This is a genomic window from Paenibacillus sp. 481, assembly GCF_021223605.1.
Taxonomy (GTDB): Bacteria; Bacillota; Bacilli; order Paenibacillales; family Paenibacillaceae; genus Paenibacillus_B.
Genome location: NZ_CP075175.1, coordinates 1835854 through 1854749, shown reverse-complemented (window position 1 = coordinate 1854749; position 18896 = coordinate 1835854). Strand labels below are relative to the sequence as shown.

Below are 18896 nucleotides of genomic sequence, written 5' to 3'. Positions count from 1 at the left end.
ATTTATGGCCGTGTTTTTTTCGAGACGATGTAAATATATGAAATCAATATAAAGATGAATACAATCAGCCCAGTGGGTATCTCCGTGTAATGCGCGAGAATCTGGGGCTGATTTTTTTATATAAATGGTTTATTTAGTTAGATGTTTAATTATAAATACATCTATTCAATTAATTAGAAAATATATATTGACAGTAGAATTAATAGTTATATACTGGAAGTGAATCTAAATATTATTTTCAAGGGAGATGTTGTTTCGATGATTTTGAAAAAATCTATCATTGCAATTTCTGTACTCTCTACCGCTGTTCTTACCCCACTATCAGCTTCAGCTCAAGCCGATCCAACTGTGCAAAGCATCTCGCAGAACATGGAACAACAGGGAATGAAGGAAATCACATTCGAGACCTTTTTTAATAGCGACTTCTATAAAGATTTACCGAAAGATGATCCTGCAATTGCATTCTATCAACAAATTGATCATTTCAAGAAGCAACATCCAAACCTATCACCTGCCGAAATTGTTCGACATTTTGATGAAGAGGCTATCCAAGAGAACATTTCTTACGATCAATGGTCACGTTTAACATTGGCGGAAAAGGCACTCGTCGCAAGTCATCCCGTTAACGCAGCAATTACGGTTTCTACATCGAAAAAAGCGTTCCAATTCACACAAGCGAAATATGGCAGGAATGGATTAGGGGATGTGTCTGATGCGTATCGTCATGCCATTTGGAATGCTTTGATGTGCAAATATGTTAGTAAAAACTGGGCAAGCCTGTATGGAACAGCGCATGAAACAAAGCCTGCGAGTGAGCTAGTAGGCAACGAGGCTGACGGATATAGTAAAATTGCGCATCGTGACATGGATTTATACAACAATCAAAAAGGAAGAGATTGTTGGAATGTGCTGACGGATAGTATAGCTTGGGTTTCGGATACCGATTTGCAAAATAGAGTCTCGGCAAAACTTAACGCTGGTGAATTGCGTTGGTTGCACTAACGAAGTGTAGCAAGCGGAGCAACTTCGATTCATCGGTATAACAAGAACATAAATATCTATCGAAAAAAGGAAGAGACTCTCTTCCTTTTTTTATTTTATTCAGGAAATCTACCATTCATTAAATGAACTTCTAAACCATAAATAATGAGCGCTCTAATGAATCAGAAGCAAGAAACAGCGATATATTGTGGGAGGGATGAGCTTGCGAACGTTCAAAACATTATTTCTTTTGTTTGTAATTACATTGTTAATGGCGGGGTGTTCCAACCATAAACCGTTACCCATACTTGAAGTAAGCGTCGAAAATAATCCTATCAAGATACATACTTATTTAGTCTCTTCCTTTTGGGAGCTCGAGCCTACTTATGGTTCTCCCTTGGAAGTAATGAAAGAAAAACAGGCGGTTGTCATTCCTGCAACATCAAAGCTGACTATTCAGTTTGACGATTCACCTCAAGATCATACATGGGGAGCACACAGATGGAATATCGCCTCTGATAAAGAAGGGGTTAGGCAAAAAATAATCGAATCCAATAAAATGTTGGTTCCAGCAGAAAAAGGTGTTTATGTCTATTCTGTTTATGGTGCTTGGTCAGAAGGTTCGGTTGCATATGCTTTTAAAGTGGAAGTACGATAGTCCTCAATTAAGATGTGAAAATACCGGATCTGTCTCAGGATGATGAAGAGGGATATACCCACGATAGTAGATGGGACATGATATAATGATCGTATCTATCACTAACGGTGCGGAGGAGTAGAAGCAGCTATGCAGCGCACAAATTATCCTGAATGGTCGTGGTCACCATCGCGGCATCATTTGTTTGAAGAGTGTCGGCGGAAATATTTTTATCATTATTATGGTGCCCATAATGGATGGCTTCGCGATGCGCCGCCTTTGGTGCGTCAGACGTATCGCTTGAAGCAAATGACGAATCTATATCTCGTATTCGGAGATGCGATGCATAAGATGGCGGAGCAATCGCTCATGCGCTGGTTTCAAGCCGGACAGCTGCTCGAATCAGCGGAGCTTGTGCAGCGAGTTCGCAATTTGCTCAATCAAGCGTACAAAGATTCGCAACAGATGGCGGCTTGGATGGAGCAGCCGAACAAGCGTAAGATGCTGCATGAAATGTATTACGACGGCGGTCTGCCGCCCAAGCTAATTGACACGATTCGCAGTCGCATTCCTATTTTGGCGGATCGCTTCCTAGATAGTCGGAGCTTGGCAGATTATATGGCCGAGGGTTCTCGGCTTATTGAGCTGGAGCGGCTCAACACGATGGAGATCGCAGGGACGAAAATATATGTGAAGCTCGACTTTATGTTCAGGCACGACGATCGCTACATCATTGTGGATTGGAAGACGGGACAGGAAGATGAGCGTAATAAGACGCAGTTGCGGTTGTATGGTTTGTATGTACACCGTCTTTATGAGGTACCTTATGATCGTCTGGATATACGAACGGAATATTTACTTAGTGGACAGTGCTACGAAGACCGAGTGACGGCAGAAGAAATGAGTGAGCTTGAGGAGCATGTGGTCGGCAGCATTGTGGCGATGCAATCGGTGTTGGCAGATCCCAAGGCCAATGTACCTCTGCCGATGGAAGCGTTCGAGCCGACAGAGGATCGGCGTAGGTGCCGCCGTTGTTCGTATCAAGAAATATGCGAGTATGCGGCTAGTTAGTAGTTGTGTGTAGAGTCTTGTGGCGAGTTAGCATGATTGCAGCCGAGCAGCGGAGTGGACGAGCGCTAAGCGGTCAAAGGGCATATGGTTTGAGTGGAGTGCATGTGGAAGGTGGGATCACGAGTGGATATTGCAAAAAGAGTTATGATGCAGCCTACCGAGCGCATCGATAGAGCGTTGTGCCGTGCAAGTGCACTGGAGCTTGCACCGCTGTTGCTAGGTGCGACGCTGGCACGACGCACGGAGGATGGAGTTGTTCGCAGCCGTATCGTAGAAACGGAAGCTTACGGGGGAGCGGAAGACAAGGGATGTCACGCGTTCGGAAATCGCCGTACCCAGCGTACGGAAGTCATGTTTCACGATGGCGGCACTTCTTACGTGTATATGATTTATGGTATGTACTATTGTTTAAACGTCGTTGCTGCGCAGCAGGACGAGCCGCAAGTGGTGCTGATCCGCGCCGTTGAGCCGTTGACGCTTGCTGATGAGCAATGGATGCGGCAGCATCGCTCGATCAAATCGCGCAAGCCAGCCGACCTGTGCAACGGCCCGGGCAAGCTATGTCAGGCTTTGTCCATCGACAAAGCGTTCAATGGCATTAATCTGCTCGTAAGCGAGGAGCTATGGCTTGAAGCCGGGGCGTGGCCGGGGGAAGAGCGTATCGTCTGCGCGCCGCGCATCAATATTCCTTACGCGGAGGAGTATGCAGACAAGCCTTGGCGATATTACATCGCGGATAGCGCGCACGTATCCGTTAAAGATAAAAATGCCATTCCCTTTACATGGTGATAGGGAATGGCATTTTTGCCGTAACTCACTCCAGAGCTTTAATTCTGCTCGCGCCGGAAATCATAGACCTCATTTTCGCTGATGTCTAAAATTTTCTTACTAATCTCCACGGTATGGTTATATATAGATGAATCCTTATGTAAGACGATTAGTTCCAGACCTAAAGCAAAGGCTTACTTCGCTAATCGTGAAGAAGGCGGAATTGTTGAAACTGAAATAGAAACGAATTACTTGGGTGATTTGAGAGTTTCCACATCTCCTTAATGTGCTGTTCGGTTAATGTTATTAATGGTTATTTGGCTTTTGATTGTGTTAAATCACCCCTAGGCAGGGCTCACTGAGCGCTGTCTTTTTATTTGGTTTCTACTTAGATATTTCTCCTATCTGAGATGCTGAGGTTCACAATAAACAAGTAATCTTGCAGGGGAAAAATGATTGCCTAAAAGGTTAAAAAAGGGTTGTCATTCGACTATTCTCATGTTAAAATAAGAACATAAGTTCCCCTTTCCCGAGTTGTGTTGAGTCAACATACATTTTTCAGTAACCATCTTCCCTTCTTTTTTATCTGCAAATTGATCGTATCTTAGCTCATTCACACCTGTTGAATCCCATTTTTTTATGTCATTTTAATTCCATGTCTAATCATAAGTACTTCTCATTAACTGGGAGTTGTAGGTCGCTACTTCTCCCAGATACAGCTTAGACCTCGCACCTAGATCATAACTTATTAGGAGGCGGTTTGATGAGCATGAGTCAACCAATCGTAACAGTACCCTATGTAGAAGGAACGCAGGATTACACGGATGTCGTTCGCAGTAAGATTACAAGTCTAGAGGCATTAGGGGGAGGCATCCTTAAATTCGAGGATAACCGCAAGTATCGGTTCACTCCTGCCTCGTCGATCCTCGTACCCAATGGGGTAACTCTGAAGGGTGGGCACGCTACTCTAATTAGCTTAGAGCATCCGATTCCTAAGAAAAATCCGGCGGATCAATACGGTAATGTGGAGTCCTATTTATTTGAGAAGAACGGTGGATCAGGATTGATCGCGGAGGATTTAACATTCCACTCTACGATCTCGAACTACTGTCTCATCGCTAAGGACGTGGTGTCCCCTGAGTTCCGTCGACTCAAATTTACAGGTTGGTGGTATCCAGCTATTTGGATTCAGCACTGTAGCAATGCCCAGCTAAGTGATATATCCTATGAAACGTATGGCGGAGGTACGCTTCTGGCGTCCGCATTCGTACATGGTGGGAGTGCTACTCGACTTCGAGCTGTAGGCATTTTTGAGGGAGTCGACTTTAATGAATCGATTACTAATTTCACAGTCGTTGATTCCTATTTCAAAGATACTCGGGAAGAAGCTATAGATATTAATGGCTCATCTAAGATTCAAATCTTAAATAGTACGTTTATTAACTGTAGCACGGAGAAGAAGAATACCTCCATCCATATAACAGGAAGCAACAACGCTAAGGTAGGTCATACTACTGATGTACTTATTCAAGGGAACACTTTCATTGAGTCTGCTAGTGGGGCAGTGAGGGTGTCTCCAGGTGAGCCGACTCCATCGTTCTGTTCAAATATTCGTATCGTTAATAATGTGAGTCGAGTGTACACGGTAACGCCAAATGGTGCTCATATTAAGCTCTATGGTACGAGAGTGTCTAACGTTCTCATCGAGAACAACACTCTTGAGGGCGGTCATCGAGGCATCGATTTCGAGGCTGGTACAACAACAGGCGTAGGCTACGATTTCGTGATTCGGAACAATACGATTATCGAGGCGCTATACGAAGGTATTAATGTGCAATACCTTCATTCTCCGGTACTCGAAGGTAATAATGTCATTAGATGTGGAGTGGCGGATAAGCTTCGATTCGGAATCATGCTTCAACAGCCATTGTTAGGTACAGTAACGCTTAAATCCGGGCTTCTAACGGAAAATGCAAATGGCGGATTTGCAGCTAATGATGGAGTTAAAGTAAAGGCTATCGGTGTCAAAAGTATAGCTAACCTCACGGTTCCCTATTATAGTTCTGCAACAAGTACGTTAACTCTCGAAGGATGCATCCTAGAATAATAACTCCAGTTCTTATCCCGTATTTCTTCTAAATATGTCTTCACATGAGCGGACTTGTAGAACATCATTAATTCGTTGTTCTTAGCGTCTGTATGATGAAGAATCCTCGTGGAAATGATTGAACGTGCAAATAGGCCTAATTAAAAATGTCGTCGACCCCCAACAGTGTTTAAACCCCCGGGGATCGGCGACAATTTTTTGTTGTGTATATTCAACCATTAAAACTCGAATAAATAACAAATTCGCGGTATACTTGAATCAGTTTAGTTAATAATCAAATATAAGTTTGATTATTATAAGAGGTGGATAACATGGCAGCACAGAAACCGAAAACAACCGCAAAAGATGATGTGTGTGAAATCGTTTGTTATGACGCTGAAAAGATTAATGCCCTTAAAGGCCGCGTGTACGATCATGAAGTGCAGGGCATGGCGCAAATGTTTAAAGCACTATCCGATCCGACACGGATGAAAATGGCCTGCTTGCTTGATGAAGGCGAAGAGTTATGTGTGTGCGATATGGCGATTCTTACAGGGCAGTCGATTGCGACGACATCTCACCATTTAAGACTGATGAGGTCGCTTGGGATTGCGAAGTCGCGCAAAGAGGGTAAGAACGTATTTTACTCGCTGAATGACCATCACATTCGGATGCTCATCCAGATGACGTTGGAGCATTTGCGAGAAGAGCATTGCGAAGATACTGCTAACCATAAACACCGGTAATGAACATATAAACAGAAAGTCGTTGCGCCTTAAAAAAAGTCGCTGGCTGAGCTCAGCTTACGAACAAAGCTGAGTGCAGCCAGCGACTTTCTGTTTTTCTTTTTGCGTATCCTGACAAAAAGTGACCCTGCCTCAATTAAGCTTTAGGCAGTGCCAAGTCCCCCGGTTTAATCCAATTTCGCTTGCGTAGCAGCCAGTAGATGGGGTAGGACACGCCAATTGGAATGAGTACGTACGTAATGAACATAGCTGGAACAATAAAGCTTGGATCGTATGTAGACAGTAGTGACATGGGAGCAATTAACGAGCATATGCCAAGTCCCGCAATTTGGCTAGGTGCTTCAATCCCATATACGAGCGTTGATACAGGCCCCATGATGGCGCTAGCGATAACCGTCGGGATGACGATACGATAGTTTTTGGTGATATTGGGTAGCTGCACTTTAGGGGTGCAAATGGCTTGTACAAGCACACCGCCCAAATCATTCTCCCTAGCGGAAATGACCGCGAACCCGAAAAAATGCGCCGCGCAACCAGCGAGCGCCGCACCGCCAGCAAGCCCATCTAAATTGAGCGCAATCGCTAAGCCTGCGGATGAAGCGGGCGACAACAGCAATAGGCCCCAGACGACCGCGATGACAATCGAGCTTATAAAGGGGCTAATGCTAGTCGTTTCCTTTATAAAGCTGCCTGCCGTAAGCAGCACAGGTGAAATGACCTTGCTCAGCCATATGCCGACTACCCCGCCAACGATGATGGACGCTAGTGGAATAGCCATCATATCTAGCGGTGTTTTACCGGTCACACGTTTGCCGATGTACACCGTCAGCGTGGCCGCCAGCAATGCGCCGACAGGCTCGCCTACAGACAGGACAACGCCTGCGTCTGTTATTTTCAGCGCCCCCGCGCCTACAGTAGCCGTCATCATCGCGCTGAACACAGTGAGCATATTGGCGCCTAACATAAAGGCAATTCCGACCCCAATGCTCGGGGCCATGAGCAACTTCGTCACCGTGCCAATTTGCACGAATGATGCTGAGCCGCTAAGCTTGCCTATGCTTTCAATAAGCAAGCCAATCCCAATCGTAATGAAAATAGCTTGTGCAATCCCGTTTGAAGCTTTAAAAACACGTGTAGCGATGTATTGTTTATATTCCGGTCTCATGTGCATACCTCACTGTTCTATCGTGCTCGCTCATATGTTGCCGAAGTGTGTCGACCGAAGTATATCAGCTTGGCGATAGACCTAGTATGCACAAAATATGGTTGAAATCCAAGTCGCAATATATCGAACTTTCAGCTTGTTTGAAAATGGTGAACGTCTACATTAAAGCTTAGTGGCGGCAAATCGCAGTCGTCTATAATCCGCAATCCACCCGCCATTACGAAAGAGCTGCGGTCTGCATCGATCAGCAACTCTCGCAAATAACTGTTCTTTTTCCTTATAACTAAGCTTCAAATCCACCAAAAAGTCGCCGGCAAAGCTGTCTAACCAATCATGCAAACCTTGCTCGCCATCCATCAACGCAGTCGGTCGATCAAAATGAACCGCGTACAACACACGAAAGCCTTGCTGCTCCAGCAAGCTGCTATATTGTCCAAGCGTGGGGAAATACCACGGACATTTGCCCGTAACATCTATGCCGTACATTTCATTCACGGCATTAACAACGCCCTCATAAATTGTTGCAACATTACCGTGACCTCCAAGCTCAGCTACAAAACGACCACCCAAAACAAGTGCTTTCCATACGTTCGCAATGACAGCTTGTGGCGCGTTCATCCAGTGGAGCGCGGCATTTGAAAATACCGCGTCATATTGTTCACCCGTCAGCGCCTGCTCCGCATCTGCAACGAAAAATGCCTCGCGCGGATACTTCTTCCGAGCAGTCTCAATCATCGAAGCTGAATAATCGACACCGTGCACAGTCGCTCCACTTGCGGCAATGAGCGACGTTAAGTCACCTGTTCCACAGCCTAAGTCCAAAATGCGTTCACCTGCTTGGGGTTGCAGCAAGTCCACTACACTTTTTCCATAATCTGAAACGAACTGCAGCTTATCATCATACAAATTTGCTTTCCATTCGTTTAAAGACGCCATTGAGCACCTCCGATATAGTCGTACATCTCTTACATTCATTATGTAACAGAACTTTTTATTACTTAAATATATAAAATCTATTTACTTAATAGATAAAAACTATTAAGATTCTGCAAATCACCCAAACAACTTCCAGAAAGCGACGTTACTATGCATCGTGTCACAAAATTAATACGTTTTTTTGTCAAAAGAAATGGAAAATTGACGCGCTATCCATTAAATTAAAACTAGGGCAATTTTATTTTAAAAAATATAGATTAAAGAGGTGACCTAATTTGGCAAAGCAAACTCGTACATCATCAAAGCATAGCGGAAAAAAGGGCAACAACAAAATGGTGCTCATGCTATTTCCTGTCATACTTGTCGTACTAATCGGAGCTTTATTCTTTTTAAATAAGGAATCCGAGCAGCAAGAACAAACGCAAGCCCAGCAAAATGCTCCTGCGGTGAATTTGGACTTAACAGGGCAGCCGACATTGGGTGCAGCAGACGCGAAAATTAACATCGTTGAATTCGGAGACTACAAATGCCCGGCTTGTAAAAGTTGGGACGCTGAAATGTATCCGAAGCTGAAAGCAGATTTTATTGATACAGGCAAAGCGAAGTTCACATTTGTGAACAATCCATTCTTAGCTCCTGATTCACAGACAGCGGCAGTGGTAGGCGAAGCAGTGTTTAAACAAAACCCAGAAGCGTTCTGGAAATATCATCATGAGCTTTACAACTCTCAAGGTAACCCGGGCAGTGAGTGGGCGACAAAAGAGTATTTGCTAGATGTTGCGAAGCGCGTAGCTCCTGAGTTGGATCTGAATGCAATCGGACAAGCTGTAGATCAGAAATCGATGGATAGCGAGATTACGAAAGATCTAGGCATCGTGCAGCAGGGTGGCGTTAAAGGTACACCGAGTGTTATCGTAAACGGTAAGCTGTACACAGGCGAGTACAATAATTACAACAGCTTGAAAGCATTTATTGAAGCAGCTGAATAGGTAGGGGTAGCAAGGAGAAGCAAGGAGAAGCAAGGAGAAGCAAGGAGGGGAATCATGTCTTTCATCCGCCAATACGCATTGTACTTCGCTTGGATTGTAGCGCTGGTAGCGACCAGTGGAAGCCTGTATATGAGCGAAATTTTACTGTTCGAGCCGTGCAAGCTTTGCTGGGTGCAGCGTATTTTTATGTATCCGCTCGTTCTACTGCTGGGCATTGCCGCCTACAGAGACGACAAAGAGATCGTACGGTATACATTGCCGCTCACTATCGTGGGTGGGGCAGTAGCTATTTACCATTACATGGTGCAAAAAGTGCCAGGTATGGCAGAGTCATCACCTTGCCAAATGGGAGTGCCGTGTAACTACGATTATTTAGATTGGTTTGGTTGGATCACGATTCCATTGCTAGCGTTCGTCGCATTTTTACTCATCACGATCTTGCTGCTCATTGCTCGTAAAGACGAACCACATGCATAACAAAAGGATTAACGACTGACCAGATCGCAACGATTTGCTCGAAACGATCTGGTCAGTTTTTTCTTGATTTCGCATGGGGGAGAGATAGAGATGAAATTCGGATTGCAAAAAAAAATGGTGCTCGGTATGTTTGTCGTTTCGTTAGTCACGTATGGGACGAGTAGTTTGTTTATTTTTGTGTTGAAGCCTTATATTGCCCCGAACATGAACGACACGTTGTATGATATGTTAGTCTTGTTTAAGGGCGTATTTTGGACATGTCTGTTAAGTTGGCTCGCTGCACGTATTATCGTAAAGCCGCTTATTCAATTGACGAAGGCAGCTAATGATGCTGCACAAGGCAATTTGCATGTCAGTTTACCGACCTATAAGCAAAATGATGAGATTAAAGTGTTAACCGAGTCGTTTGGTACGATGATTGGCAACTTGCGGCATATGATTGCTGAAATTCAGAGCAGTGTCGATATTACGACAAGCAATACGGTGTCACTGAGCCAAGCGATGACGCATGCGGCTACTCAAATTGAACAAATTTCCCGAACAGCTGAGCATATGAACGAAGGTGCTGAGCGACAGGCGAATTGGACGTCAGAAACGATGTCGACCGTTGAGCATATTCATGCTTCTGCTATTACGGTACAGGAGCGTGCAGAGGCGACGGAACGCATGACGTCAAATATGTTGAAAACGCTTGCGGAGAGCGAAGACATTTTGCGCTCGATTATTGGGGGCATGCTGAAGGCTGCGGTGTCGGGGCAGCAATCGATCGAACAGGTGCAGCGCTTGAATGACCAAGCGGGGCAAATCGGTAGCATATCGGTAACGGTACGCGAAATTGCCGATCAGACGCATTTGCTCGCTTTGAATGCTTCAATTGAAGCGGCGCGAGCGGGTGAGCAGGGAGCGGGCTTCGCGGTTATCGCTTCGCAAGTTCGCAAGCTAGCTGAGCAAAGTGCGTTGGCAGTTGACGACATCAACGAGCGAATCGTGCACATGCAAGCACAGGTGGAGCAAGCTGTGCAACTGATTACGTCGCAAGTGAAATCGGTTAGCGCCGAAGCGGAGAAAGAGGATGCTGCCACAGGGGCGTTGGCCACGATTGCAGATGTGACGAAGCAGGCGTCACAAGCGGTCCAGTTTATTGCTGAAGCGGTGAGTGAGCAAACGGAACAGTTTGCGACTACGCTTGAGCGGACAAGACAGATGACCGAAGTGGCAGGCGAAATTGCTGCCGGTACACGACAAGTGGCGAGTGCTACGCAAGAGCATACCGCCGTTATGGAGGAGATGGCTGCTTCATCTGAAATATTGCGCAGTCAATCCGATCGACTTCGAGAACAGACTCAAGTGTTCAAATAGGTGTATAACGCACTACACGTAGTACATGCACTTCACGTACTAAATGCATTACACGTACTAAATGCACTACGCGTTGAGCAAAGCAATTCATGTCTTAGGTGCCGATTCATGGGGGAGCTATGGAGGACGACAAATACAAGAAGATAGTCGAAGCAGCAAAACTGTACTATTTGCACGACTACAGTCAGCAGGAAATTGCTAGTCAGCTTCACATATCCCGACCAACCGTGTCACGCCTGCTCCAGCAGGCTAAAGAAGAAGGGATTGTGCAAATTCAAATTATTGATCGCTGTGAAGACAGCAAACAGCTTGAATTTGATTTGCAGCACAAGTTCGGTCTACAAACCGCAATAGTCGCTCCTGGGCTGCTGCATGATGAACATCTGATTATGCAGCACTTAGGCAAGCTTGGTGCTGAGTATTTGCATCAGACGATTAAAGACGGTGACATTATCGGCATTACTTGGGGAAGAACGTTGTACCAAGTGGCGTCTTCTTTAAAGAAAAAGACAATGGTGAAAAATGTGCAGCTTGTCCAGTTAAACGGTGGGGTCAGCCATTCGGAGCAGCAAACGTATGACTCCGAAACGCTGCATCTATTCGGCCAAGCCTTTAACGCGGCCTCCTATCATCTACCACTGCCGGCTATAGTTGATCATGTTGTCGTTAAGCAGGCGATTGAAGCGGATCGACATATTCGCAAGCTGCTCGATATGGGGAAGCAAGCGAATATTGCCGTCTTCACGGTAGGCGTTCCGCTGATCGGCAATTTGTTGTTTCAGGTGGGTTACCTCGCTGAGCAAGAGATGGAGATTATTTCAGAGCAGGCTACCGGCGATATCGCAGCTCGTTTCTTTAATGTAGAAGGCCGTATTTGCCACGAACCGTTAAATGCACGTACGATTGGCATTGAGCTTGAAGAGTTGAAGCATAAAGAAAAGTCTATCCTAATCGCTGGCGGTGCATCCAAAGTCGATGGCATAAAGGGAGCGTTACACGCGAAGTATGCAAACGTCCTTATTACCGATCAATTAACAGCACAAATGTTATTGCAACCCGTATAAGTTGTACAAAAATATATTCGTTATAAAAAAGAGGAAATCACGGGATACTGTCTCTAAGTGATTTTCTTTTTTTTACGATTGCTTACTTCGAACCTCGCAAAAAGAAAACGCACACATTTACATTTGTTCACAGAATAAAGATTTAAACTAAGCTAAATTGGCGTAAAAATCCAATAAAATTTGTGAAATGGAAATAAAAACAATGAAAAAAGCTATGAAACAAATCAATTTTGACTAAACTTAAAATTTTTTTAATATTAGCGTGTCATTTGTTCATAATGAGGTTTACAAAGGTTCAGTCGCTTGTTATAGTCAAGCTATAAAAAAACAACACAAGCTTAATTGCAAACGTTTAAAATATGTGTACAACAGGAGCTGGAGAACTTATGTTAAAGTATCTATTCGTCATTGCAGGCTTATTGCTCGTATTCGTGCTTGGATACGCAATCAGCAGCAATCGTAAAGAAATTCGATACAAATCAATCTTTGCAATGCTAGCTGCACAGGTCGTAATTGGATTTGTCGTTATGAATACGCAAGTCGGTATTACCGTTATTTCAGGTGTTGCCCACGTATTTGACAAGCTAGTGCAGTTCGGTATAGGTGGCGCTAATTTCGTGTTTGGTGGGCTTCAAAATGAAAACGCTATCCCTAACTTTTTCATCACAGTATTGTTGCCGATTATCTTTATCTCGGTACTGCTCGGAATTTTGAACTACGTTAAAATTATGCCTTTCATCATTAAATATGTTGGTATGGGCTTGAGTAAGCTAAATGGCATGGGTAAGTTGGAGAACTATGTAGCTGTATCTTCTGCTTTGCTTGGACAATCGGAAGTATTCCTTACAACTAAAGAGCAATTGGATCATGTATCTAAGCAGCGCTTGTACACATTGTGTACGTCGGCGATGAGTGCGGTAAGTATCGCAATCGTTGGTGCTTACATGACAATGTTGCCACCGAAGTACGTTGTAGTTGCAATTTTGTTGAACATCTTCTCTGCGTTGATCGTAGCGAACTTGATTAACCCATACAAATTGAAGCCAGAAGAAGATGTGGCTGTATCAGCTGTTGACGAAAACAAGCCAAAAGAGTCCTTCTTCCAAATGATCAGCGAAAGCATCATGGACGGTTTCAAAGTTGCAATTATCGTTGGTGCGATGTTGATCGGTTTTATCGCATTGATGAACATGATCAACTTCTTGTTTGAAGCTATTTTCCAAATTTCGTTCTCAAATGTACTCGGTTACATCTTTGCACCAATCGCATTCGTTATGGGTATTCCTTGGGATGAGGCAGTTCGTGCTGGTGGTATTATGGCGACGAAGCTCGTTACTAACGAATTCGTAGCGATGATGGACTTCCAAAAGATCGCTGGCAGCTTGTCTGAGCGTACAGTCGCTATCGTATCTGTATTCTTGGTAAGCTTCGCGAACTTCAGCTCCATCGGTATCATTACAGGTTCCGTTAAAGCGTTGAACGAAAAACGCGGTGACCAAGTTGCTCAATTCGGACTTAAATTGTTGTTCGGTTCGACACTTGCGTCTGTATTGTCCGCAACACTTATTGGTCTGTTCTTGTAGAATATAGAGGAACGTTATACAATAATATTTTACCGATAAGGGGGATTTTAAAATGAATGTAGAAAAAATGGCAGCGATGATTGATCATACATTGTTGAAAGCTGATGCTTCTAAAGAAGCTATCATCACATTGGCGCAAGAGGCGAAGGAGCACCGTTTCGCATCCGTATGCGTAAACCCTGCAAACGTAAAGACAGCTTATGAGGTGTTGAAAGACACGCCAGAAGTTAAAGTTTGTACGGTAATCGGATTCCCGCTTGGCGCTTCTACACCAGAAGTAAAAGCATTCGAAACAGCAAATGCGATTGAAAATGGCGCGACAGAAATCGATACAGTTATTAATATCGGTGCGTTGAAAGACAAGCTGGACGAGCTTGTTGAGCGTGACATTCGCGTAGTTGTTGAAGCAGCTAAAGGCAAAGCGATCGTAAAAGTTATTATCGAAGCTTGCTTGCTGACAGAAGAAGAAAAAGTACGCGCTTGCGAACTTTCCGTTCGCGCTGGTGCTGACTTCGTAAAAACGTCTACAGGCTTCTCGACAGGCGGCGCAACGGTGGAAGACATCGCGTTGATGCGCAAAACAGTCGGTCCTGATATCGGCGTTAAAGCTTCTGGCGGCGTACGTAGCCGTGAAGACATGCTGGCAATGGTTGCTGCGGGCGCAAGCCGTGTTGGCGCAAGCTCCGGTGTTGCAATCGTAAAAGGCGAGCAATCTAACTCGAAATACTAATATAGACGGAGCCGGACAGCAGTGGGGCATTTCCCCGCGAGCTGTCCGGCTTTTTTTAACCACTGTGTTATCCTTCTGCTTGTTACACTTCTTTATCTCCATGCAGCGAACCGATATATTGAATGCCTGTAAAAATACAATCCCATAACTCTTTATTTCCCTCCGTATATAACGGAGTCTGAATCGCGCACACGTTCGGAATGTTCCAGTCATTTTCAAACACGACATAATGATGGGTATCATTAATGAGTAGGACGTGAAATTGATGTTTTACAAATGAAGAAAGCACGCTTTGCAGCTCTAAGGCTTCTTCGTAAGATCCCTTGGTTCTTACAAATAATAGGCATTGTGCGTGCTCAAGCATTGTATAAAAACGGTGTATACGACGATTGATTTTCTCCCTAAAGGCCGGATAAGTAACAAGCTGATGATGAGGATTTTCTGCTACTTTAAAATCATGGCCAGAAATCATATTGTACATCGTGTCTTTAACTAGCAATTTCGTGCCGTTGTCATGATAGTCAATTACTCTCATATGTTGAAGCTCCATATAACTAGCAAAACGATTACGCAGCAGCATACTGACATTAGCTAACGTATCCGTCTTTACCCAATCCAGCACTCCGCTATATGGCCGTAAGCCGTAATCAATCAATTTTCCTGAAGTGAAGCAGCGATCCCCTAGACTAAATACGGCGTCATAAGTTCGTTTTAATTGAGCAAGCCGCATACAATCTCCTCCGACAACGTTATATTACTATCATATGAAGATGAATACGTACTTGCTTGGTTCCAAAGGAGATTCAGGCCTTATTTATTTAAAAATCATTTTTGTAGTATCCTAAAAAATAACATTCAGTTATGATAAATAAAAACAACCGTTTACTCGAAAGGGGATATTTTCCGTGTATGAGGTATCGTAGCCTAATGACTGTGGGAATGATTGTGACTTCAATTACGATCTTATTCACTGCCTGTACAAATGAAAGTGCAACGATGAATACTTCAGAAATGAAGCCTCGTAAACTTACAGCACAAAAATGGAAGAAGAAAGTATGGATCGTCACACACGATTTAAGTATGAAGTATCCTGATGAGTTCGATGAGAATGACAATCCTTATTTGAATTATATTGAGGATCATACGGAGTTGGATATCGAAATCATACACCCGTCTCCGATCAGTTATGAAAAAACGATCAACAGATATTTTTTATCAGGCCGTGTACCGGACATGATGAGTATTCATTCTTCAGCGTTCTTATCACGTTATGTACATGAAAATAAATTAATGCCATTAAATGAATTACTTGATCGGTATGGCCCCCATTTAAAGGCGGCAATCCCTCAACAGGTGTGGGATAAAGTTAGCAAGAACGGTCTTATTTATGCGATTCCTTCTTTAAATGAAACGAGAGGCCATGATGTCCTATTTGTCCGCAAAGATTGGCTACATACGCTCGGGCTTCAACCTCCCCAAACCTTAGCTCAAATGGAGCAGGTCATTCGGGCTTTCTCAACACAAGATCCCGATAGGAACGGATTACGAGATACTTATGGATTTGCTATGATGCCATATTTAAGGTACACGAGTCCGATTCTAGGGGCATTCGGCATTCAGTTAGACCATTGGGTCATTCGTAATGATAAGCTAGTATTTGCAAATATACAGCCAGAGATGAAGGAAGCAGTAGCTTTTTTGGCGCAGCTATATCAAGAAGGGATGATTAGTCCAAGTTCCCTCTTATACGATTTTAAGACGAGTTATAATGAACTCATTATTAAACCTGGCAAAGTAGGGATGTTCGTCGGGGATTGGTTTGAAACACGAGCAGCTATTGCACAGCATAAGGAAGTAGAGCCAGATGCGGAGTGGATAGCAATCGACGCTCCAATCGGGAAGAATGGACAGAGAGGTACATATGAGTTACCCGAAATATGGGGATATCAAGTGATTCCGAAAGATAGCAAGAAAGCCGCTGAAGTAATCCGCATGCTCGACTTTATCGTGGGTGAGGGTAAGCATGTGCTCGAATATGGCTTTAAAGATGAGATATGGAATGAAGAGAGCGGCAACCTAGTGACTAATTTCAAAGCGCATGATAAACATGCTTATCGAGGCATTTACTCGAAATTAGTCAAGACCAATGATCGTAGAGTACTCAAGGAGAGACTTCATTCCCTAGGTGAACAATACCAGTTGTATGAGAATGTGCTTCAAGCAGAAAAGCATGTAATGAGGAATGCGTTTGAGGGTTGGCCCACGCGTTCGATGTATATGAACAATCCACAACTTGATGAGCTAAAGGTTATGTTCAATGATATGATAATGGGCATTCAGCCATTAGATTATTTTGATGAGTATGTTAAGCGTTGGAATGGGTTGGGCGGAAAGAGCATGACAACAGAAGTGAATGATTGGTTTGAGACAGTTCAAAGCGAGGGAGGACGATGAAGCTAGCTTGTTGGTTGTATCAACAATATACGAAGAAAACCCAATTTCGTTTAACCATTTATTTTTTAATCGTGTTACTTCCACTGGTGACAGTAAGTTTGATTGCGAACTTATACTCGCGCGATATCGTCTTAAATCAAGCGATGAATCGTGGGCAAGATAACTTGAATGTCGTCTCCATGAATATGGATATGTCTATGCATAAGATGGAGAACTACATCGCGATTATCGCGGATAATCAGATGTTGATGCAACGCATAAAATTATTAGACTCGCAATTAACTCCTTCTATGTTAACTAACCTAAATGAAATTACTACCGTATTGTCAGACTATATCACATCGGACAATCCGATTTCACAAATATCGTTATACCATAATCAATCAGGCATGCTTATCTCCACCAAACATGGGCCGAAGGCTGTAACGGAGAGAGAAGTAAGGGCGTGTTTAGAACAGATTGCTTCCCGTTCACAGGGCAATCCTATTTTTATACACTCGAAAGAGCGCATATGTGGAAAGCAAACTTTTGGGGGAGTTACAGGTACCAATTCCGTATCTTTAGTAAAAACAATAGACTTTAACAATCCTGATCGAGCCCCATATATACTTGTAATCACCATTAGTAAGACAGAAATTAGGTATTTACTTGAATCATTTTTAGTGGACGAATATGCAAGTGTAGAATGGATTGCTAAGGATGGTACCCGCATTGCCAAAGTGGATAGCAGTGGGGGAGAAGCAGAGTCAGCATTTATACATAAAAAACCTTACTTAACGATTAAAAGTGCTTCAGAAGATTATTTATGGCAATTGGTTATGCTTCTACCGCTTGAAAGTATGTTGAAAGAAACCGAAAGGGTTCATTTGTACACGTATGCGATTATAGGAATTAGCATTTTGTTATCGATCACAATTGCTTGGAGTGTGTATACTCGTATCGCATCGCCCCTGCAAACACTCTCTGGTGCAATGAAGCAGCTAAGACTGGGCAACTACGACTATCGCCTACAAACGGATCGGCAAGATGAGTTTGGCTATTTAATGCATGCATACAATGAGATGGCGCAGCAGCAGAAGCACTTAATTCAGGATCATTATGAGCAGCAGTTAATGCTTGCGCATGCGGAGCTTAAATTTTTGCAGTCGCAAATAAACCCTCACTTTTTGTATAACACGCTTGATTCTATATATTGGACAGCTAAAAATTATGATGCAGAAGAAATTAGCGATATGGTTATTCATTTATCTCGATTTTATAGGCTCAGCCTAGACAAAGGGGAAGAAACGGTCACAGTCGAACAGACATTTTCCCACATGCATGACTATATCCGCATTCAACAAATTCGTTTGCTGGATAGCTTTCAGGTCGAGTATGACATTGCTGAAGATAGCAAGATGTTACCGGTATTAAAGTTGTTGCTACAACCGCTTGTCGAAAATGCGATTATACATGGCCTTGTAAGGGATCAGCAGGATGCAAGGCTGCTTCTTACGAGTAACATAAGCAATGAGTATTTGTTGCTAGCTGTAGAGGATAACGGGATCGGCATGAGTGTAGAGCGGCTGCGCTACATTCAATCCGAGTTGGGTTCCATCCATAAGAACAAAGATAAGCCATTATCGCTGGTACAGATGAATACGCAAGATTTATATGGGCTTCGTAATGTCCTTTCTAGAATGAAGCTGGTATACGGGGAAGAGGCTTCTTTGATGCTCAATAGTAAAGAAGAACAAGGAACAATTGTCACGCTATGCATCCCGATTACGAACTGTCGGCAAAAATATTCTTGGAGTGCGGAGCATGTACAATGCGGCTTGGTTGACGATGGAAATTGACCGAGGGGGGAC

The 18896-nt window shown here is 43.7% G+C and carries 17 protein-coding genes; 14 read left to right on the top strand and 3 right to left on the bottom strand.

Annotation, left to right across the window (positions count from 1 at the left end; translation table 11 throughout):
* Window positions 1–258: 258 nt before the first annotated feature.
* From KIK04_RS07940 to KIK04_RS07915, 6 genes are all read left to right on the top strand, one after another.
* Window positions 259–1002, top strand: a complete 744-nt coding sequence (locus tag KIK04_RS07940) for a DUF6973 domain-containing protein (protein ID WP_232277733.1) — start codon at window positions 259–261, stop codon at window positions 1000–1002.
* 202 nt (window positions 1003–1204) lie between these two features.
* Complete coding sequence (locus KIK04_RS07935) at window positions 1205–1639, top strand: hypothetical protein (RefSeq protein ID WP_232277732.1); 435 nt, start codon at window positions 1205–1207, stop codon at window positions 1637–1639.
* Between the two features lie 129 nt (window positions 1640–1768).
* Window positions 1769–2689 carry a PD-(D/E)XK nuclease family protein gene (locus tag KIK04_RS07930; RefSeq protein WP_232277731.1) on the top strand — a complete coding sequence of 307 codons (921 nt, stop codon included), beginning with the start codon at window positions 1769–1771 and terminating at the stop codon, window positions 2687–2689.
* A 123-nt stretch (window positions 2690–2812) separates the two neighbouring features.
* Window positions 2813–3478: a DNA-3-methyladenine glycosylase gene (locus tag KIK04_RS07925; protein ID WP_332330007.1), complete on the top strand. Its 666-nt coding sequence runs from the start codon at window positions 2813–2815 to the stop codon at window positions 3476–3478.
* 742 nt (window positions 3479–4220) lie between these two features.
* Entirely contained in the window at window positions 4221–5564 is a 1344-nt protein-coding gene (locus KIK04_RS07920) for a right-handed parallel beta-helix repeat-containing protein (RefSeq protein WP_232277730.1), read from the top strand.
* A gap of 311 nt (window positions 5565–5875) precedes the next feature.
* The gene (locus KIK04_RS07915; protein WP_232277729.1) at window positions 5876–6289 is read left to right on the top strand and encodes an ArsR/SmtB family transcription factor; all 414 of its coding nucleotides are present in this window, start codon (window positions 5876–5878) and stop codon (window positions 6287–6289) included.
* Window positions 6290–6425: 136 nt separating this feature from the next.
* Here the strand turns inward: KIK04_RS07915 and KIK04_RS07910 are convergent, their stop codons facing one another.
* Together KIK04_RS07910 and KIK04_RS07905 are read right to left on the bottom strand one after the other, a co-directional pair.
* Window positions 6426–7454 carry a PTS sugar transporter subunit IIC gene (locus KIK04_RS07910; protein WP_232277728.1) on the bottom strand — a complete coding sequence of 343 codons (1029 nt, stop codon included), beginning with the start codon at window positions 7452–7454 and terminating at the stop codon, window positions 6426–6428.
* A 162-nt stretch (window positions 7455–7616) separates the two neighbouring features.
* Window positions 7617–8390, bottom strand: coding sequence for a class I SAM-dependent methyltransferase (locus KIK04_RS07905; RefSeq protein WP_232277727.1), 774 nt, complete (start codon window positions 8388–8390; stop codon window positions 7617–7619).
* A gap of 275 nt (window positions 8391–8665) precedes the next feature.
* On the opposite strand from KIK04_RS07905, the gene KIK04_RS07900 reads away from it, so the two are divergent.
* The 6 genes from KIK04_RS07900 (at window position 8666) to deoC (ending at window position 14592) form a co-directional block, all read left to right on the top strand.
* Window positions 8666–9379 (top strand): DsbA family protein, encoded by a 714-nt coding sequence (locus KIK04_RS07900; protein ID WP_232277726.1) that lies wholly within the window; start codon window positions 8666–8668, stop codon window positions 9377–9379.
* Window positions 9380–9433: 54 nt separating this feature from the next.
* Window positions 9434–9856 carry a disulfide oxidoreductase gene (locus KIK04_RS07895; RefSeq protein WP_232277725.1) on the top strand — a complete coding sequence of 141 codons (423 nt, stop codon included), beginning with the start codon at window positions 9434–9436 and terminating at the stop codon, window positions 9854–9856.
* A gap of 90 nt (window positions 9857–9946) precedes the next feature.
* On the top strand, window positions 9947–11215 hold the full coding sequence (locus tag KIK04_RS07890) for a methyl-accepting chemotaxis protein (protein WP_232277724.1): 1269 nt from the start codon (window positions 9947–9949) through the stop codon (window positions 11213–11215).
* A gap of 119 nt (window positions 11216–11334) precedes the next feature.
* Window positions 11335–12279, top strand: coding sequence for a DNA-binding transcriptional repressor DeoR (locus KIK04_RS07885; RefSeq protein ID WP_232277723.1), 945 nt, complete (start codon window positions 11335–11337; stop codon window positions 12277–12279).
* Between the two features lie 386 nt (window positions 12280–12665).
* The gene (locus KIK04_RS07880) at window positions 12666–13862 is read left to right on the top strand and encodes a NupC/NupG family nucleoside CNT transporter (RefSeq protein ID WP_232277722.1); all 1197 of its coding nucleotides are present in this window, start codon (window positions 12666–12668) and stop codon (window positions 13860–13862) included.
* A gap of 52 nt (window positions 13863–13914) precedes the next feature.
* On the top strand, window positions 13915–14592 hold the full coding sequence (deoC, locus tag KIK04_RS07875) for a deoxyribose-phosphate aldolase (RefSeq protein WP_232277721.1): 678 nt from the start codon (window positions 13915–13917) through the stop codon (window positions 14590–14592).
* A gap of 82 nt (window positions 14593–14674) precedes the next feature.
* On the opposite strand, the gene KIK04_RS07870 is transcribed toward deoC, so the two are convergent.
* Window positions 14675–15322: a DUF1796 family putative cysteine peptidase gene (locus KIK04_RS07870; protein WP_232277720.1), complete on the bottom strand. Its 648-nt coding sequence runs from the start codon at window positions 15320–15322 to the stop codon at window positions 14675–14677.
* A 197-nt stretch (window positions 15323–15519) separates the two neighbouring features.
* Between KIK04_RS07870 and KIK04_RS07865 the strand changes: the two genes are divergently transcribed.
* Both KIK04_RS07865 and KIK04_RS07860 read left to right on the top strand, forming a co-directional pair.
* A complete protein-coding gene (locus KIK04_RS07865) occupies window positions 15520–17046 on the top strand; it encodes an extracellular solute-binding protein (protein WP_232277719.1) in 1527 nt (508 codons plus the stop codon).
* Window positions 17043–18884 carry a sensor histidine kinase gene (locus KIK04_RS07860; RefSeq protein ID WP_232277718.1) on the top strand — a complete coding sequence of 614 codons (1842 nt, stop codon included), beginning with the start codon at window positions 17043–17045 and terminating at the stop codon, window positions 18882–18884. Before KIK04_RS07865 ends, KIK04_RS07860 begins: the two co-directional genes overlap by 4 nt.
* Window positions 18885–18896 lie beyond the last annotated feature (12 nt).

Excerpts from the sequence above, each read along its gene's own strand:
- KIK04_RS07940 (WP_232277733.1), top strand. The coding sequence starts at position 259 with ATGATTTTGAAAAAATCTATCATTGCAATTTCTGTACTCTCTACCGCT.
- KIK04_RS07930 (WP_232277731.1), top strand. The coding sequence starts at position 1,769 with ATGCAGCGCACAAATTATCCTGAATGGTCGTGGTCACCATCGCGGCAT.
- KIK04_RS07920 (WP_232277730.1), top strand. The coding sequence starts at position 4,221 with ATGAGCATGAGTCAACCAATCGTAACAGTACCCTATGTAGAAGGAACG.
- KIK04_RS07915 (WP_232277729.1), top strand. The coding sequence starts at position 5,876 with ATGGCAGCACAGAAACCGAAAACAACCGCAAAAGATGATGTGTGTGAA.
- KIK04_RS07910 (WP_232277728.1), bottom strand. The coding sequence starts at position 7,454 with ATGAGACCGGAATATAAACAATACATCGCTACACGTGTTTTTAAAGCT.
- KIK04_RS07905 (WP_232277727.1), bottom strand. The coding sequence starts at position 8,390 with ATGGCGTCTTTAAACGAATGGAAAGCAAATTTGTATGATGATAAGCTG.
- KIK04_RS07895 (WP_232277725.1), top strand. The coding sequence starts at position 9,434 with ATGTCTTTCATCCGCCAATACGCATTGTACTTCGCTTGGATTGTAGCG.
- KIK04_RS07890 (WP_232277724.1), top strand. The coding sequence starts at position 9,947 with ATGAAATTCGGATTGCAAAAAAAAATGGTGCTCGGTATGTTTGTCGTT.
- KIK04_RS07885 (WP_232277723.1), top strand. The coding sequence starts at position 11,335 with ATGGAGGACGACAAATACAAGAAGATAGTCGAAGCAGCAAAACTGTAC.
- KIK04_RS07880 (WP_232277722.1), top strand. The coding sequence starts at position 12,666 with ATGTTAAAGTATCTATTCGTCATTGCAGGCTTATTGCTCGTATTCGTG.
- deoC (WP_232277721.1), top strand. The coding sequence starts at position 13,915 with ATGAATGTAGAAAAAATGGCAGCGATGATTGATCATACATTGTTGAAA.
- KIK04_RS07870 (WP_232277720.1), bottom strand. The coding sequence starts at position 15,322 with ATGCGGCTTGCTCAATTAAAACGAACTTATGACGCCGTATTTAGTCTA.
- KIK04_RS07865 (WP_232277719.1), top strand. The coding sequence starts at position 15,520 with ATGACTGTGGGAATGATTGTGACTTCAATTACGATCTTATTCACTGCC.
- KIK04_RS07860 (WP_232277718.1), top strand. The coding sequence starts at position 17,043 with ATGAAGCTAGCTTGTTGGTTGTATCAACAATATACGAAGAAAACCCAA.